This window comes from Micromonospora sp. CPCC 206061 (assembly GCF_036906915.1).
Taxonomy (GTDB): domain Bacteria; phylum Actinomycetota; class Actinomycetes; order Mycobacteriales; family Micromonosporaceae; genus Phytohabitans.
Map to the genome: position 1 here is coordinate 1 of NZ_JBAKHX010000022.1, position 16198 is coordinate 16198.

At 70.2% G+C, this 16198-nt stretch carries 17 protein-coding genes; 11 read left to right on the forward strand and 6 right to left on the reverse strand.

Translation table 11 applies throughout. From position 1 onward, the window contains the following. Positions 1-64: 64 nt before the first annotated feature. Both V6V89_RS17160 and V6V89_RS17165 read right to left on the reverse strand, forming a co-directional pair. A complete protein-coding gene (locus tag V6V89_RS17160; RefSeq protein ID WP_334620134.1) occupies positions 65-976 on the reverse strand; it encodes a rhomboid family intramembrane serine protease in 912 nt (303 codons plus the stop codon). A gap of 16 nt (positions 977-992) precedes the next feature. After that, positions 993-1523, reverse strand: coding sequence for a peptidylprolyl isomerase (locus V6V89_RS17165; RefSeq protein ID WP_334620135.1), 531 nt, complete (start codon positions 1521-1523; stop codon positions 993-995). A gap of 118 nt (positions 1524-1641) precedes the next feature. Between V6V89_RS17165 and V6V89_RS17170 the strand changes: the two genes are divergently transcribed. Then, positions 1642-2109 (forward strand): hypothetical protein, encoded by a 468-nt coding sequence (locus tag V6V89_RS17170; protein WP_334620136.1) that lies wholly within the window; start codon positions 1642-1644, stop codon positions 2107-2109. A gap of 21 nt (positions 2110-2130) precedes the next feature. On the opposite strand, the gene corA is transcribed toward V6V89_RS17170, so the two are convergent. The 3 genes from corA to V6V89_RS17185 all read right to left on the reverse strand — a co-directional run bounded on the left by corA (position 2131) and on the right by V6V89_RS17185 (position 5105). Then, positions 2131-3288, reverse strand: coding sequence for a magnesium/cobalt transporter CorA (corA, locus tag V6V89_RS17175; RefSeq protein WP_334620137.1), 1158 nt, complete (start codon positions 3286-3288; stop codon positions 2131-2133). A 280-nt stretch (positions 3289-3568) separates the two neighbouring features. Further along, positions 3569-4663: an aminotransferase-like domain-containing protein gene (locus V6V89_RS17180; RefSeq protein ID WP_334620138.1), complete on the reverse strand. Its 1095-nt coding sequence runs from the start codon at positions 4661-4663 to the stop codon at positions 3569-3571. A 49-nt stretch (positions 4664-4712) separates the two neighbouring features. Next, positions 4713-5105 carry a CBS domain-containing protein gene (locus V6V89_RS17185; RefSeq protein WP_334620139.1) on the reverse strand — a complete coding sequence of 131 codons (393 nt, stop codon included), beginning with the start codon at positions 5103-5105 and terminating at the stop codon, positions 4713-4715. A gap of 107 nt (positions 5106-5212) precedes the next feature. On the opposite strand from V6V89_RS17185, the gene V6V89_RS17190 reads away from it, so the two are divergent. The 4 genes from V6V89_RS17190 to V6V89_RS17205 all read left to right on the forward strand — a co-directional run bounded on the left by V6V89_RS17190 (position 5213) and on the right by V6V89_RS17205 (position 8217). Further along, complete coding sequence (locus V6V89_RS17190) at positions 5213-5662, forward strand: NUDIX hydrolase (RefSeq protein ID WP_334620140.1); 450 nt, start codon at positions 5213-5215, stop codon at positions 5660-5662. Between the two features lie 80 nt (positions 5663-5742). Further along, positions 5743-6474, forward strand: a complete 732-nt coding sequence (locus V6V89_RS17195) for a phosphocholine cytidylyltransferase family protein (RefSeq protein ID WP_334620141.1) — start codon at positions 5743-5745, stop codon at positions 6472-6474. Beyond that, positions 6462-7526, forward strand: a complete 1065-nt coding sequence (locus V6V89_RS17200) for an iron-containing alcohol dehydrogenase family protein (protein ID WP_334620142.1) — start codon at positions 6462-6464, stop codon at positions 7524-7526. Before V6V89_RS17195 ends, V6V89_RS17200 begins: the two co-directional genes overlap by 13 nt. Further along, positions 7504-8217, forward strand: coding sequence for a CDP-alcohol phosphatidyltransferase family protein (locus tag V6V89_RS17205; protein WP_334620143.1), 714 nt, complete (start codon positions 7504-7506; stop codon positions 8215-8217). The genes V6V89_RS17200 and V6V89_RS17205 overlap by 23 nt, the downstream gene beginning before the upstream one ends. On the opposite strand, the gene V6V89_RS17210 is transcribed toward V6V89_RS17205, so the two are convergent. After that, positions 8214-9383 (reverse strand): glycosyltransferase, encoded by a 1170-nt coding sequence (locus V6V89_RS17210; RefSeq protein ID WP_334620144.1) that lies wholly within the window; start codon positions 9381-9383, stop codon positions 8214-8216. The two genes, V6V89_RS17205 and V6V89_RS17210, sit on opposite strands and share 4 nt — an antisense overlap. A 25-nt stretch (positions 9384-9408) precedes the next feature. On the opposite strand from V6V89_RS17210, the gene V6V89_RS17215 reads away from it, so the two are divergent. The 6 genes from V6V89_RS17215 (at position 9409) to V6V89_RS17240 (ending at position 16197) form a co-directional block, all read left to right on the forward strand. Continuing rightward, a complete protein-coding gene (locus tag V6V89_RS17215; protein ID WP_334620145.1) occupies positions 9409-10269 on the forward strand; it encodes an Fpg/Nei family DNA glycosylase in 861 nt (286 codons plus the stop codon). Between the two features lie 286 nt (positions 10270-10555). Then, positions 10556-12061, forward strand: a complete 1506-nt coding sequence (locus V6V89_RS17220) for a sugar transferase (protein ID WP_334620226.1) — start codon at positions 10556-10558, stop codon at positions 12059-12061. A 40-nt stretch (positions 12062-12101) separates the two neighbouring features. Beyond that, positions 12102-13307, forward strand: a complete 1206-nt coding sequence (locus V6V89_RS17225) for a sensor histidine kinase (protein WP_442935159.1) — start codon at positions 12102-12104, stop codon at positions 13305-13307. Continuing rightward, positions 13304-14059: a LytR/AlgR family response regulator transcription factor gene (locus tag V6V89_RS17230; RefSeq protein WP_334620146.1), complete on the forward strand. Its 756-nt coding sequence runs from the start codon at positions 13304-13306 to the stop codon at positions 14057-14059. The genes V6V89_RS17225 and V6V89_RS17230 overlap by 4 nt, the downstream gene beginning before the upstream one ends. A 75-nt stretch (positions 14060-14134) precedes the next feature. Beyond that, positions 14135-14530, forward strand: a complete 396-nt coding sequence (locus V6V89_RS17235; RefSeq protein WP_334620147.1) for a hypothetical protein — start codon at positions 14135-14137, stop codon at positions 14528-14530. Next, positions 14530-16197: a sodium/solute symporter gene (locus V6V89_RS17240; RefSeq protein ID WP_334620148.1), complete on the forward strand. Its 1668-nt coding sequence runs from the start codon at positions 14530-14532 to the stop codon at positions 16195-16197. The genes V6V89_RS17235 and V6V89_RS17240 overlap by 1 nt, the downstream gene beginning before the upstream one ends. Position 16198: the final 1 nt, after the last annotated feature.

Consider the following 16198-nt stretch of genomic DNA (forward strand, 5'->3'; position numbering starts at 1 on the left):
GGCGGCGCGGGCGGCGCGAGGCGGCGCGGGCGGCGCGGGCGGCGCGAGGCGGCGCGGGGCGGGGTTAGAGGAGGGCCGTCGTGCGGATGATCGTTGCCGCTGCTAGGAGGATCACTAGGGCGGCGCAGCCGGCTACCTGGACGGCGTTGCGGGCGCCGCGGGGAGCGTAGGCGAGGATCACGGCCACGATGCCACCGGTCGCCATGCCGCCGAGGTGGCCGGCGATGGAGATGCCGGGTACGGCGAACGTGAAGACCAGGTTGATCACCAGGATGGGGATCACGGCCGACGTATCGCGTCCCAACTTTCGCATGATCACGAACAGCGCCGCGAACAGCCCGAAGATCGCGCCCGAGGCGCCCGCTGTCTCCTGGTTGGGCGCGGAGAAGACGTAGACCGCGACGTTGCCGCCGAGCCCGGCGATCAGGTAGAGCGCGGCGAAGCGCAGCGGTCCTAGCACCGCCTCCAGCGAGCGCCCGAGGATCCACAGCGCCCACATGTTCATCAACAGGTGCAGGATGCCGTACTGGATGAACATCGCCGTGAACAGGCGGTACACCTCGCCGGCTGCGATGCCGTGCACGGTCGGGTCGAGGCGGCTGTACGCGGCGTACCCGAGGACGGAGCCCCACCGGGTCAGCGTGTTGCTGCCGCCCATCAGGCCGCCGAAGCCGGTGCCCCCGGCCAGCGCGTTGGCGCCACCGGCGGCGGCGGAGACCAGCATCACGAGCACGTTGATGCCCATGAGCACCTTGGTGACGTACCCCTCACGGCCGGCGACACCGCCACCGAAGGCGGTGCGCGCCGGCCGCTGGGTGCGGCGTCCTTCAGCGACGCACTCCGGGCACTGGTGGCCTACGGAGGCTGCGCGCATGCAGTCCGGGCAGATGGGTCTGTCACATCGTGCGCACCGGACATATGTCTCCCGCGACGGGTGACGGTAGCAGACCGGCACGGTCACGGGAGTATCACTCATGGAGCAAAGGTACCTGTCAGGCGCCCGTGCGGTGGATCTCCACACGCTCGATCACGACGTCCTGGCGGGGCCGGTCACCGGGCGCGGTGGGCGTGTTGGCGATGGAGTCGACGACCTTGGCGGACGCCTCGTCGGCGACCTGGCCGAAGATCGTGTGGCGCCGGTTCAGGTGCGGGGTCGGGCCCACCGTGATGAAGAACTGCGAGCCGTTGGTGCCGGGCCCCGCGTTCGCCATCGCCAGCAGGTAGGGCCGGTCGAAGCTGAGCTCCGGGTGGAACTCGTCTTCGAACGTGAACCCAGGTCCGCCGCGACCGGTCGCGGTCGGGTCGCCCATCTGGACCATGAAGCCACTGATCACACGGTGCGAGAGCGTGCCGTCGTAGTACGGCCCGCTGCCCGGCTGACCGGTGCGCGGGTCGGTGTACGGCTTGGTGCCCTCGGCCAGCTCAACGAAGTTGCGGACGGTCTTCGGCGCATGGTGCGGGAAGAGTTCCAGCCGGATGTCACCGTGATTGGTGTGCAGAGTGGCGTATAGAGCGTCAGCCACGGGTACTCCTCAGTCGTTGGTCAGTATCTGGCGATCCTCCCATGTGCCCAGTTCCGACACTTCGGAGGCATCCGAAGGTGCAGGATGGCGGAGGAGCCACACCGAAGGAGGGGACCCGGTGTTCAGCTTGGGACTACGGCGCAAGACGCACGGACAGATCGCTCGGGCCGAGCTGGGTGAGAGCTTCGATCACTTCCGGCAGGCGGCCACGCACGCCGCCACCGGGATGGGCGAGACCCTCGGGCCGCTGGCGACCGCTGCCGCGACGAGCGCTCGGCAAGCCGGTGACGCGGCCCGCCGCGCGAAGGCGAAGAATCTCACAGTTATGACCAGGAAGAAGGAGTCGCGCATGTCGCGTAAGCGTTGGCCGATGCTCGCCGGCCTGCTCGCCGCCGGTGCCGCTGTCGGCGCGGTAGGCGCACTGGTGATGCGCCGCCGCCGGCAGCACGAGTGGGAGGAGTACGACCCCACCCAGGCGCTCGAGACGCCGGCTGAGGCGCCGGACGACGTGCTGTACGCGGCGACCGACGCCACGACGGCACCCGCCGACACCGCGGTGGAGACGTCGCCCAACAGCCGCCCGTAGGGCGGACGCCCCGCGGCTGGCTCAGAGCCAGCCGCGGCGGCGAAAGAAGCGGTACATCACGAGCGAGATGCCGAGCATCACTGCCAGGACGATCGGGTACCCGTACGTCCAGTTCAGCTCGGGCATGTGCGTGAAGTTCATGCCGTAGATGCCGGCGATGGCGGTCCAGACCGCGGCGATACCGGCCCACGCCGCGATTTTCCGCATGTCGTTGTTCTGGTCGACGGTCACCTGGGCGAGCCGCGCCTGGAGCACCGAGTTGAGCAGATCGTCATACGAGTTGATCTGCTCGACGGTGCGGGTGAGGTGGTCCTGGACGTCCCGGAAGTACCGCCGGATCTCCTTGGGCACCTCCCGGTTGATCTGGGCGGTGAGCGTGAGCAACGGCCGCTGGAGCGGCACGACCGCTCGCTTGAACTCCACCAGCTCCCGCTTCATCTGGTAGATCCGCTGGATGTTGCCGTGCGAGGTGCGAGAGAAGACCTCGGCTTCCAGGATGTCGAGGTCGACCTCGACCTGGTCGGCCACCTCTACGAACAGGTCGACCACCCGGTCGGTGACCGCGTAGGCAACCGACCACGGCCCCTGAGCCAGCAAGTCCTGCTTCTTTTCCAGGTCGGCCCGCACCGGGGAGAGCCGGCAGGCGTCACCGTGCCGCACGGTGATCACGAAACCGGGACCGATGAACAGCATCACCTGGCCGGTCTCGACCACCTCGGAGGTCTCGGTGACCTCGCCCTTCCCGACGTACCGGGCGGTGCGCAGCACCAGTGAGCTGACGTCGCCGAACCGCTCCAGTTTGGGCCGCTGCTCGGCCTTGACCGCGTCTTCGACAGCCAGTTCGTGCAGGCCGAATGTCTCCGCTATGCCGACCATCTCGGTCTGGCTGGGCTCGTGCAGCCCCAGCCAGACGAACGCGTTGCGCTGCCGCTGCTGGCGGGCCTCGGCCAGAGCGTCGGCGTAGTGCCACTCGCCGGACTGCCGTTCGCCGTCGACGTACAGGGCGCAGTCGACGATCGCGCTTCGCTCGGGCGATTCCGGGTGCACCGGGCGCCGGCCGTTGTCGGTCGGGCTGAGCATCCGGGTCATGGCGCGCCGCATGGGCTCGGTCCACGTGCGGGCCAGCGGGCGGCCGCCGGTGTTCGCTCCGGTCGTACCCCCACTGCTCTGGTCCGCCATGGCTTCCCCGCCTCCCTGCCGACTCGCGTGCCCGTCGGCCCATTCTGGCGCTGCCAAGAGCAACGGGCCGTACGGGCTGGGCTGGTTGGCGCCGGGTGGACCGGCCGCAGTCGGGGGGTGGGGTGCGAGCGGCCCACCCGGCGCCGATGGGGGCGGGGGGATTGCTTATGGGGTCAACCGCATGCCGATTGGTGTTCGCAGCATTGTGATCCGTGCGGCGCACACACGGGAACCCTGGACCCCTGAGGCTGGCGCATTGTCGGAAATCCGACACATGACCTTAGCCGCGCACCGCCTCGACGGCGGCGGCGAGCCGGCGTACGCCCTCTTCGATCTGATCGACGGTGACCGCGGAGAAGGCCAAACGCAGCGCGCCCTCGCCGCCTTCGAGCAGGAAGTCGCTGCCCTTGACCACGGCCACGCCGCGCTCGGCCGCCGCCACGAAAACCTTGTCGGCCGAGATGCCCTCGGGCAGCTCGATCCACAGGAAGTAGCCACCGTCGGGCTCGGTGAAGCGGACGCCGGGGATGTGCTCGCGCAGCGCCGTCGCCAACAGGCTGGCCCGCTCACCGAGCGCCGTGCTCACGGTCTGGATCGAGCGGTCGATGTCGCCTGAGACGCAGAACTGGTGCACGATCGCCTGGGCGACCATGCCGGGCGAGATGTAGAGGTTCGTGGCCCGCTTCGCGATGTCGGCGATCAGCGGGGCGGGGCCGACCAGGTACCCGACCCGGACGCCCGGGCAGACGGTCTTGGTGAAGCTCGACGCGTGCACCACGACGCCCTTGTCGTCCATGGAGAGCATCGACGGCAGCGCCTCGCCGCGGAATCGGATGTCCGCGTACGGGTCGTCTTCGAAGATCGTGAAGCCGTACTCAGCGGCGAGGTCGAGCAGTGCCCGCCGCTTCGCCAGCGAGAGGGTGACGCCGGCCGGGTTCTGGTAGTTCGGGATGATGTGCGCCAGCTTGGGGCGGACGCCCGACTCAAGCAGCTTGCGCAGCTCGTCGGTGTCGACGCCGTCCGGCTGGATGGTCACCTGATGGATCTGACCGCCCTTGTTGCGCAGGTTGAGCAGCGTCCGGTCGTACGTGGGCCGCTCGACCACGACCGCGTCACCGCTCTGCACCAGGTAGTCGAACAGGAACGCGTCGGCCTGGAGCGAGCCGTTGGTGACGAGCACCTGGTCGGCCGATACACCGTGCTTGTCAGCGATCCACTTTCGCAAGGGTGGGTAACCGACGGACGTCCCGTAGGCGGTGATGCCGGCGGGGTCGGCGTCGAAAGCGCGGACGGCCGCGGCCTTGAGGCCCTCGACATCCACGATGTCCAGCGAGGGCGCGCCACGGGCGAAAGAGATCAACTGCTCGGTGGTCATGGTTGTCCAGGGTACGGACCACTGTTGATCACGACGACCGGTATACGTATCAGACCGACGCGGCCACAGTTCGCTGCGCCCACACCCGCATGATGTCGCGCACCGAGATGACGCCGAGCACATCGCTGTCTTCGATGACCACGAGGTGGCGGAAGCCGCCCCTGGCCATCGCCACGGCGGCCTCTTCGAGCGTCCATTGGGGACCGGCGTACACCACGTCCCACGTGATGTGGCGCCAGGTGCGCTCGACATCGGGGTCGAGCCCGGCCCCGATGGCCTTGAGAACGTCACGTTCGGTCATGATGCCGACCCCCTCGGAGTCGGGGTCGATCACGACGGCGGAACCGATCCCTCGGGCCGCCATCATCTGGGCGGCCTGCCTGAGCGTGTGCTCGGGACCGACGATGAGAACCTGGCTGGACATGGCATCGCGTACACGCATCGCACATCACCCCTGAAGGCGCCGTACGGACATGGTCGCCCTCGGATCGTCACAACATCAAGACTTGCGTTCTGTCCCTTGACCAGGCAGGTGACTAGATTCAACTGGTGGCCACAGAACCCCTGCGCTGCGCAGGAGCCTTGATCGTCGATGACGACGGTCGAATTTTCATCCAGCGCCGGTCACCCGATCGGCGCCTGTTTCCCAATACTTGGGACATTGTGGGTGGTCACGTCGAACCAGGCGAGACGCTCGAAGAAGCCTTATACCGGGAGGTTCGGGAGGAAACCGGCTGGCAGGTGTCCGTCGTCATCGGCGTCGTCGGCGAGTACGCGTACACCGGGAACGACGGCATCGCGCGGGTGGAGACCGACTACCTGGTGCGCGTCGACGGCGACCTCGCCCGGCCCCAACTGGAGGCCGGCAAGCACACCGAGTTCCGCTGGCTCACCGAGAGTGAGATCGAGGTGCTCGACGAGCACCGGGACGTCAACGACGGCCTGATCAGGACCATCGCGGAAGACGGCTTCGCGGCGCTCCATGCCATCGGTCTGTGACGCGAGGCTATCCTCACGGCTCTGCCCAAAATATTTTCTCCAAGTAGTGGCAGAGTTGACCCCTCGAAAGGATCGGGCACATGATCGGCTTGGTACTGGCCGCCGGCGCGGGGCGGAGACTGCGCCCATACACGGACACGCTCCCGAAGGCGCTGGTGCCGGTCGACGGCGAGACCACGATCTTCGACATCGCGCTGCGCAACCTGGCCGAGGTGGGTCTCAAGGACGTCACCGTGGTGGTCGGGTACCGCGCCGAGGCGGTCGAGTCGCGCCAGGCGGCCCTGCAGGACAAGTACGGCGTACGGCTGACCCTCGTGCACAACGACAAGGCCGAGGAGTGGAACAACGCGTACTCGCTGTGGCTGGCCCGTGAGCAGTTCGCCCAGGGCGCTCTGCTCGTCAACGGCGACACCGTGCACCCGTCGAGCGTGGAGAAGACGCTGCTCGCCCAGCGCGGCCCTGGCATCCTGCTGGCCGTCGACAACGTCAAGAAGCTCGCCGACGAGGAGATGAAGACCGTCTTCGACGACAGTGGCCAGCTCACGAAGATCACCAAGCTGATGGACCCCGCCGAGGCATTCGGCGAGTACATCGGCGCCACGCTGATCGAGTCCCACGCCGCCGCCGGGCTCGCCGATGCCCTCGAAGCCACCTGGCGGCGCGACCCCAACCTCTACTACGAGGACGGGTACCAGGAGTACGCCAACCGCGGCGGCGAGGTTCGCGCCGCCACCATCGGCTCGGTCGAGTGGGTCGAGGTGGACAACCACGACGACCTCACCCGGGCCAGGGAGATCGCATGCCGCTACTAGCCCGCACCGTCAACACGCCGCTCGCCATCGAGGTACGCCGGGGCGCCGTCGCCGAGCTTGGCGCGCTGCTCGCCGACCGGCGGATCTCCGGTGGCGGCGACGTGGCGGTGGTGATCGGCCCCGGCCAGGGCGAGAAGATCGCCGAGCTGGTACGCCCTGGGCTCGGCCGCGCCGACCTCTTCACGGTCAGCGGCGGCACCCTCGACTCCGCCCTGGACCTGGGCAACAAGCTTCGCCAGCGCTCGTACGACGCGGTCGTCGGCATCGGCGGCGGCAAGACCATCGACACCGCCAAGTACGCCGCCTCCCGGTACGCCATCCCGATGGTGACCGTGGCGACCAGCCTCGCCAACGACGGGATCGCGTCGCCGGTCGCCTCCCTCGACCACGATGGCGGGCGCGGCTCGTACGGGGTACACATCCCGATCGCGGTGGTCGTCGACCTGGACTTCGTCGAAAACGGTCCCGACCGGCAGACCCAGGCCGGCATCGGTGACGCGCTCAGCAACATCAACGCCGTCGCCGACTGGGAGCTGGCCCACCAGGTGCGTGGCGAGCCGATCGACGGGCTTTCCGTGGCGCTCGCCCGCACCAGCGCGGTGGCCCTGCTCAACCACCCGGGCTCGATCGCCGACGACGGCTTCCTGACCACGCTCGCCGAGGCGCTGATCATGGGCGGTCTGGCAATGTCGATCTGCGGGTCCAGCCGCCCCGCGAGCGGCAGCTGCCACGAGATCTCGCACGCCATCGACCTGCTGCTGCCCTGCACCGCCTCGCACGGCGAGCAGGTCGGGCTCGGTGCGCTCTTCTGCACCTTCCTGCGCGGCGACACGGCCGGGTTCACCTATCTGCGCGCCGCCCTGATCCGGCACGGGCTGGCCATCGTGCCGGCCGACCTGGGCATCTCCGACGACGACTTCGTCAACGTCGTCGCGCACGCCCCCGCCACCCGGCCCGACCGGTACACGATCTTGGAACACCTGGCGATGGAGAAGGACGAGATCCGCGCCCGGCTGGCAGACTACGTCGATGCAGTCGGCGACCGTCACTAGGCCCGGCGCGGGCGATTTCTACCGGGTCAACCGCGGCGGCGGCCTCTTCAGCGAGGCCATCAGCCAGCGGCTCGGCGCGCGGTTCGCGGTGGCGGCAGAACGCCTCGGGATCGCGCCTACGGCGCTCACCCTCGCCAACCTGGTGCTCGGTCTCGCGACCTCGATCGCCGTGGTCGTCCTCGCCGAGCCGGTCGCTGATGATCGGGTACCGGGATGGCTCGTCGGCCTGATCGCTCTGGTGGGCTGGCAGGTGGCGTACGCGCTGGACTGCGCCGACGGCCAACTGGCCCGGGTCACCGGGCGCACCAGCCCGGCGGGCGCCAGGGTCGACGTCCTGTGTGACGTGGCGGCCCAGATCGCCCTGGTCACCGCGGTGTCCGCCACCGCCGTGGCGCAGCGGCCGTCGACGCCGGCGTGGCTGGTGTCCGCGTTCGCCGGCACCTGGATGGTCAACCTGGTCACCTCGGTCATGCAGGCCGGCCCGAACGCCGAGAGCATGGTGCCGTCCCGCTCGCTGCCCGTGCGGGTGGTGAAGCTGATCCGGGACTACGGTGCTGTGATCTTCGTGGCGGCCGTCGTGCTGCTCGTGGCGCCGGCCTGGTCGGTGTGGCTGATCGCCGCGTTCCCCCTGGTCAACGGGGGGTTCCTGCTGGCGAGCATCGGGTTCTCCGCTCGGAAGGCCCTGCGCTAACGGATCTGCGCCTGGGCGGGGCGCATGTCCGCGTACACGTCGATCAGACGGCGGATGAGCACGTCGGGGTGGAAGATGCGCTCGTAGCGTGAGCGGGCCGCCGGCGCTAGCGTGCCGGCGCCCGCACGCGCCGCCGGCAGCGCGGCGGCCAGCGCGCTCGCCTCGGCGGGCACCACCCAGCCGGCGTCGCCGACCAGGTAGGGGATGCCGCCGAGCGCGGTGCCGAGCACCGGCCGGCCGGACGACAGCGCCTCGAGCACCACCGTCGGGAGCACGTCGTGCCAGGTCGAGGTGGCCAGCACCACGGCCGTGGAGCGCATGGCCGCGCGAACGCCGTCGCGATCGAGGGAGCCGAGGAACTCCACGTCGGTGCGCGCGGCGGCAGCCGCCTCGACCAGGGGGCGCAGCTCGCCGTCACCGGCGATCCGCAGCGGACCGAGCGCCCCGTCCGGGTGCCGCTGCCACGCGTCGAGCAGGAGGCCGACGCCTTTTTCCGGGGAGAGCCGGCCGAGGAAGAGGAACCCGTCGCCCAGCGCCGCCGGCGCGCCCGGATCGGGTATCCCGTTGGGCTTCACGACGATCCGGTCGGCCGGGATGCCATAGTCGCGCAGGTGCTCGGCGATGGCCTCGGTGAGCGCGATGTACCGGTCGACCGAGCGCCAGGTGGGCCGGTGCACGGCGAGCGTGGTCGCCATCAGAGCGCTCTGCACCCGCGACCCGCGATAGCACTTGTGCACCACGGCCGGGATGCCGACGAAGCGGCCCCGGCAGTCCTGGCAGATGCCGCCGTCCCGGAAGTACAGCCCGGAGGAGCACACCTGGCGGTAGTTGTGGACGGTCTGCACGACCGGCACGCCGAACCGGTGGGCGGTGCGCACCACCCAGGGCGACAGCAGGGGATAGGGATTGTGCAGGTGCAGCACGTCTGGCTGCTCCAGCCGGAGCAGCTCGGCGAGGTCGCGCTGGGCGGCCGGCGCGTAGATCGGCGAGATCGGCAGCAGGGCCTTGCCGGTCACCGGCAGGCTGGCGATCGCGTCGGAGCTGCGCAGGAACGGCACCACCGTCACGCCCGCCGCGGCCAGCTGGCCGATCTCCTGATCGACGATGATGTTTTCCCCCGAGGGCTGCGCCTCGCGGTAGCGGTTGTGCGCGACCACCACTTTCACGGTGTACGACGCTACCGTTAACGGCGTGCCCGAGTTGCCCGAGGTGGAGGCGCTCGCCGCGTATCTGCGCGAGCGGGCCGCTGGCCGGCGCGTCGACCGCATGGAGATCTCCGCGATCAGCGCACTGAAGACGTACGATCCACCCCCGTCCGCCGTGTCCGGGCGGGATATCACCGGGGCTGCGCGCCACGGCAAGTTCCTCGACGTGATCATTGACGGCGGCCTGCACCTCGTCGTCCACCTGGCCCGGGCGGGCTGGCTGCACTACCGCGACGCGTTTCCCGGAACGGCGCCGCTCAAGCCCGGTAAGGGCCCGATCGCGCTCCGCGTCCGGCTCGACGACGGCTCCGGCTTCGACCTGACCGAGGCGGGCACGCAGAAGAGCCTGGCCGCGTACCTGGTGACGGATCCGGTCCAGGTGCCCGGCGTGGGAAGGCTCGGGCCGGACGCGCTGGCGGTCGACCTGGCCGGCTTCGACGAGCGCATCCGTGGCCGGCGGGGCCAGGTCAAGGGCGTGCTGACCAGCCAGGAGGTGCTGGCCGGGGTCGGCAACGCGTACTCGGACGAAATCCTCCACGTGGCCAAGCTGTCACCGTTCGCGATCACCAGCCGGCTCACCGAAGAGCAGATGGAGCGGCTCTACGCGGCCACCCGGGAGGTGCTGACCGACGCGGTGACCCGCTCGGTCGGGCAGCGAGCCGCCGAGTTGAAGGGAGAGAAGCGGTCGGGCCTGCGGGTACACGCCCGCACGGGACTACCGTGCCCGGTGTGCGGCGATACCGTCCGCGAGGTGTCCTTCGCCGACTCCAGCCTCCAGTACTGCCCCACGTGCCAGACCGGAGGCAAGCCGCTCGCTGACCGCCGGCTGTCGCGCCTTGTGCGCTGAGTGAGCTTGGGTGAACTCTCGCCTTCAGGCTCGTGAACCCGACGCGTCACGGACCTTCCTCGCACACCATTCGTCGGTATAGTGGCCCGGTCGCCGATCCCGGTCGATCCGGGCGGGGCGTATTGTCCCTCGCGTCGCCGATCTGGCGAGGTGGCCGTGGGAGACTGATGCGGTGGTCAGTCCAGAGCCTGACGGCAGATGGGCGGCGCGTGGAAAGCGGGAGGACGTAGGTGAGGTGACGACAAGCCTCCAGCGCCCGGTAACCAACACCAGCCGGAGCAGTACCGTGCGCCACGTCGACAGCTTCGAGATTCAGGCGCCGACGCCGCCGTCGCACAATGGCGTGCCGCGGTCCGCGTGGACACGCGCCAGCCGCCGGGCTTCGCGCTGGCACCGGCCGTACACGGTCGCGCTGCTACTGCTCGACTACGGCGCCGCCGCGCTCGCCAGCCTGATCTCCATCATCGCCTACGACCAGGCGGCCGCCGGCTTCCAGGACGCTGACGAGGCATGGTTCAAGACGGTCGCGTACATCCTCCTTCCGGTCGGCTGGATCGCCATTCTCTGGGCCACCGGCGCGTACGACCGCCGTTACCTCGGTCTCGGCACCGATGAGTTCAAACGCGTGATGCGGGCATCGGTGACGGTCGCCGCGAGCGTGTCGTTCCTGGCGTTCGCCACCAAGACCGACCTTTCCCGGCTCACCGTGGCCACCGAGCTGGTCGGTGCGACGCTCCTGATCCTTTTCGCGCGGTACCTCGCCCGGTTCGTGCTGCACGTCATGCGCAAGCGGGCCGGCCAGGCGGCGCACCGGATGGTGCTGATCGGCACGCTGCCGGAGGCGCTCGAGGTGCACACCGCGGTCACCCGCAGCCCGGCCGCCGGGCTGATCCCTGTCGCCATCCACATCACCGACGGATACGCGGCGGCGCGCGGCATCGAGACGCCGGTGCCGGTGTACGCGGGCCGTGACGTGCTGTCCCTGGTGCGCGAGGTGGGCGCCGACACGATCGCCGTGTGCGGCTCGGCCAGCGCGGAGCCCGGCGAGCTGCGCCGGCTCGCCTGGCAGCTCGAAGGCACCGGCATCGACCTGGTCGTGGCGCCCCAGCTCACCGACATCGCCGGCCCGCGGGTGCACATCCGGCCCATCGAGGGCCTGCCGCTGCTGCACGTCGAAGAGCCGACGCTCTCCGGCCTCGGCTGGCTGGCGAAGAACCTCATGGACCGGGTCTTCGCATTCCTCGGCCTGATGCTGCTGACGCCGTTGTTTGCGGCGATCGCGCTGGCCATCAAGCTCTCCGACCAAGGGCCGGTCTTCTTCCGGCAGCCGCGCGTCGGCCACGAGGGCCGGACGTTCCGGGTGTGGAAGTTCCGGACGATGTACGTGGACGCCGAGGACCGGCTCGCCTCGCTCGTCGACCAGAACGAGTCCGACGGGATGCTGTTCAAGATCAAGGAAGACCCGCGCGTCTTCCCGGTGGGCCGGTTCCTGCGAGCCACCTCGCTCGACGAGCTGCCCCAGCTGATCAACGTGCTCAAGGGCGAGATGTCGCTGGTCGGACCGCGTCCGCTGCCCGCCGACGACGGTGACTTCCTCGGTGATGTCCGGCGCCGGCTGCTGGTCCGCCCCGGCATCACGGGACTCTGGCAGGTCTCCGGCCGCTCGGACCTGTCCTGGGACGAGGCCGTCCGGCTCGACCTGTACTACGTGGACAACTGGTCGCTGGCGTACGACCTGAGCATCCTGTGGCGCACGGTGGGCGTGGTGCTGGCGCGCAAGGGCGCCTACTGAGTAGATCGGCCGCGCCTCGCGTGCGTGCGATGATCTGGGCGTGGGGACGGCGCTCGCGGTGCTCGCGCTCATCACCGCGCTCGTTGCCGCGGTCTGGGCGGTGTACCGGCTGCGCGCCCGCCGGGGCATCGCCACCGCCACCCAGCGCGCCACCTACGGCGTCCTGCACACCGCCGGGCTCGCCGCCGACCCGCTGCGCACCGGGCTGACCCGCGCCAACGCCGCCAAGGCCATCCGCCACCTGCGGGCTCTGGTCGGCGCGCAAGGCCTCGCGCTCACCGACCCAGACGAGATACTGGCACTCGACGGCCGCGGCGCTCACCACTCGGCACAGTTGCTGGCCGCGGCCCGCCGCGCCATCGCGCAGAACCGCTCTACCGTCCTCGGCCACGCTGAGCTGCCGTGCGACCGCGTCGACTGCCCGATCCGGGGTGCCGTGGTGGCGCCGCTGACCGGCCCGGACGGCACGGTGCCGGGCGCGCTCGTCGCCATCGCGCACGACCATCCGGCGCCCGGGCTCGTGCAGGCCACGCTGGAGACCGCCCGGTGGGCGGGTGCGCAGCTCGCCCTGGCCGAGCTGGACTCGTCGCGGGAGCAGCTCGCCCGCGCCGAGGTCCGCGCGCTGCGGGCCCAGATCAGCCCGCACTTCGTGTACAACGCGTTGTCCGCCATCGCGTCTTTTGTCCGCACCGACCCGGAGCGCGCCCGCGAGCTGATCCTGGAGTTCGCCGAGTTCACCCGGTACTCGTTTCGGGCACACGGCGAGTTCACCACGCTGGCCGAGGAACTGCGGTCCATCGACCGGTACCTGACGATCGAGCGGGCACGCTTCGGCGACCGGCTCCAGGTGCGGCTCCAGATCGCCCCCGAGGTGCTGCCCGTCGGGCTGCCCTTCCTGTGCCTGCAGCCGCTCGTGGAGAACGCGGTCCGGCACGGACTGTCACGGAAGCCGGGCGTCGGTATGGTGAGCATCGAGGCCCGGGACGCCGGGGCGGAATGCCACATCACGGTCGAAGACGACGGTGTCGGGATGGATCCGGCGGTGCTCGTGGCCGGTGTCGCCGACGCGGCCTCCGACAACGGGGACGACTCCGGCCAGCACGTGGGGTTATCCAACGTCGATGAACGGTTACGGTCGGTGTTCGGCGACCAGTTCGGCCTGGTGGTTGAGACCGGTCTGGGGGCGGGTACGAGGGTGAGCATGCGGGTGCCGAAGTTCCACCCAGCGGTCAGGGCTCGGCTATGAGTGCGTTTCTCCGTGTGCTCGCCGTCGATGACGAGCCACCCGCGCTCGACGAGCTGGCCTACCTGCTGCGTGCCGACCCGCGCGTGGGCAAGCTGCACACGGCGTCCGACGCCACCGACGCCCTGCGAGTGCTCCGCGACACCGACGTCGATGTCGTCTTCCTCGACATCCGCATGCCCGGCCTCGACGGGATGGAGCTGGCGCGGGTGCTGCGGCGCTTCGCGCGCCCCCCAGCGATCGTCTTCGTCACCGCGTACGACGACGCGGCCGTCGACGCCTTCGACCTCGGCGTCACCGACTATGTGCGCAAGCCCGTGCAGGCCGAGCGGATCGGCGAGTCGCTGCGCCGCGTGGTCAGCTCCCGCGTGGTCGCGACACACCCGGCCGCCGTTGCTCGGGCCGAGTCAGATCCGACGATCCCGGTCGAGCTGGCCGGCACCACCCGGATGCTGCCCCGCTCGGCGGTGCGGTGGGTGGAGGCCCAGGGCGACTATGCCCGGCTGCACACCGCTGAAGGCTCACACCTGGTGCGGGTGCCGCTGGCGACGCTGGCCGAGCGCTGGGCGGATGCCGGATTCGTCCGCATCCACCGGTCGTACCTGGTGCAGTTGCGCCTGATCGCCGAGCTGCGGCTGGCCAACTCCGGGTACGTCGTCGTGGTCGACAGCACCGAGCTGCCCGTCTCGCGCCGGCACACCCGCGAGCTGAAAGACAAGCTCGTCCGAGCCGCCAAGCAAGACTGGAACCGCTGACTCGAGTTATCCACAGGCCCTTTTGGTTATCCACAGGTGCTTGACATCGCGCGGTCCTCGGCGAGACTGCCCCGCATGGAGCAATCCGCGGCGCCGACCACGCCGCCCGAGCGCACCCGCATCGTGCTCGCCGAGGTGGCGCGCCGAAATGGCGACCACGACCGGGCCCGCGCCGACCTGGCCGAGCAGACCCGGGTCGGCGACGCGCTGCTGCGCGGGCTCATGCGGGCGCAGCTGGCACTCGCGCTGCGGCTCGCCGTGGTCGTCGGCATCGGGCTGGGCGCGCTGCCGCTGCTCTTCGCCGTCGCGCCCACGACCGGCACGGTCAAGTTTCTCGGCGTCAACCTGCCGTGGTTGCTGCTCGGCGTGGCATCGTTCCCGTTCCTGGTGGCGGTGGGCATCGCCTACGTCTACCTGGCCGAGCGGAACGAGCAGGACTTCATCGCGGTGGTCCGGAGGCCGGAGCGCTGATGGACAACCCGTACATGGTGCCGGCCATCGTGGTGGTCACGCTGGCCACCGTCGCGATCGGCTTCTACGGGCTCCGGCTGGCTCGCACGACCTCCGACTTCCTGGTCGCCTCGCGCACCGTCAGCCCGACCTGGAACGCGGCCGCGATCGGCGGCGAGTACCTGTCCGCCGCGTCCTTCCTCGGCATTGCCGGGCTCATCCTCAAGTACGGCGTCGACGTGCTCTGGTACCCGGTGGGCTTCGCAGCCGGCTACCTGGCCCTGCTGTTGTTCGTGGCCGCGCCGCTGCGCCGGTCCGGCGCGTTCACGCTGCCCGACTTCTGTGAGGTGCGGCTGCACTCCCGCCGGCTGCGCAAGCTGGCCACCGCGTTCGTGGTGTTCATCGGCTGGCTGTACCTCGTGCCGCAGCTCCAGGGTGCTGGCCTGACGCTGACCACGGTCACCGGCGCGCCGTACTTCCTCGGTGCGCTGCTGGTCGGCGCCGTGGTCACCGCCAATGTCGCCCTCGGCGGCATGCGGGCGATCACCTTCGTGCAGGCTTTCCAGTACTGGCTGAAGCTCACCGCCCTCGCCGTGCCCGCGATGTTCTTGCTGTTGCACTGGCAGGCCGACGGCCGGCCGGCCGTAGCCGCGGCCGACGGCCTCACATTTCCCCGCGACACCGTGGTCGTCGTCGAGGATCGCGCGGTACTCACGCTGCCCGACGGGTCCAGCCGCGAGGTGGCGCCGGGCGAGGAGCTGTCGTTTCGCTCGGGCGACCCGGTGCCCAGCGTGTCCGGTGTGGACGCGTCGAACGGACTCGACTGGCTATTGCCCGGCGACGAGAGCGGCGACCGCGGCCTGTTCGCCACATACAGCCTGATCCTGGCCACGTTCCTCGGCACGATGGGACTGCCGCACGTGCTCGTGCGCTTCTACACCAACCCGGACGGCAGCGCGGCGCGCCGCACCACACTGATCGTGCTGGCGCTGGTGGGGCTTTTCTACCTGTTACCCACGCTGTACGGGGTGCTCGGCCGGGTCTACACACCACAGTTGCTGCTCACCGGGCAGACCGACGCCGTGGTGCTGCTGTTGCCCGGCGAGGCGGTCGGCAACGGCGTACTCGGCCAGTTGCTCGCCGCGCTGGTGGCCGCCGGTGCGTTCGCGGCGTTCCTGTCGTCCAGCTCCGGCCTGCTCACCAGCGTTGCCGGGGTCATCTCTACCGACGTGCTCGCGCACGCCAGCGACCGCGGGCCGGGCCAGCGCGGCTCGGTGCGTGACTTCCGGGTCGCCGCCCTGGTCGCCGGGATCGTGCCGGTCGCCCTCGCGCTCAACGTCGCCAGCCTGGACGTGTCGCAGGTCGTCGGGCTGGCGTTCGCGGTGGCTGCGTCGAGCTTCTGCCCGCTGCTGGTGCTGGGCATCTGGTGGCGCGGCCTCACCGATGCCGGCGCCGCGGCCGGCGTGCTCGCAGGCGGAGGCGCGGCCGTCGGCGCGGTCCTGATGACGGTGGTCGGGCCGCCCATGTCGGGCTGGCCCGCGACGCTCGTCGCCCAGCCGGCAGCGTGGACGGTGCCGCTCGCGTTCGCCGTGATGGTGGTGGTGTCGATGGCGACCCGCCGCCGCACCCCGGCCGACGTCAGCACCACCATGCTCCGCCTCCACGCCCCCGAAAGCCTTCGTCTCTGAA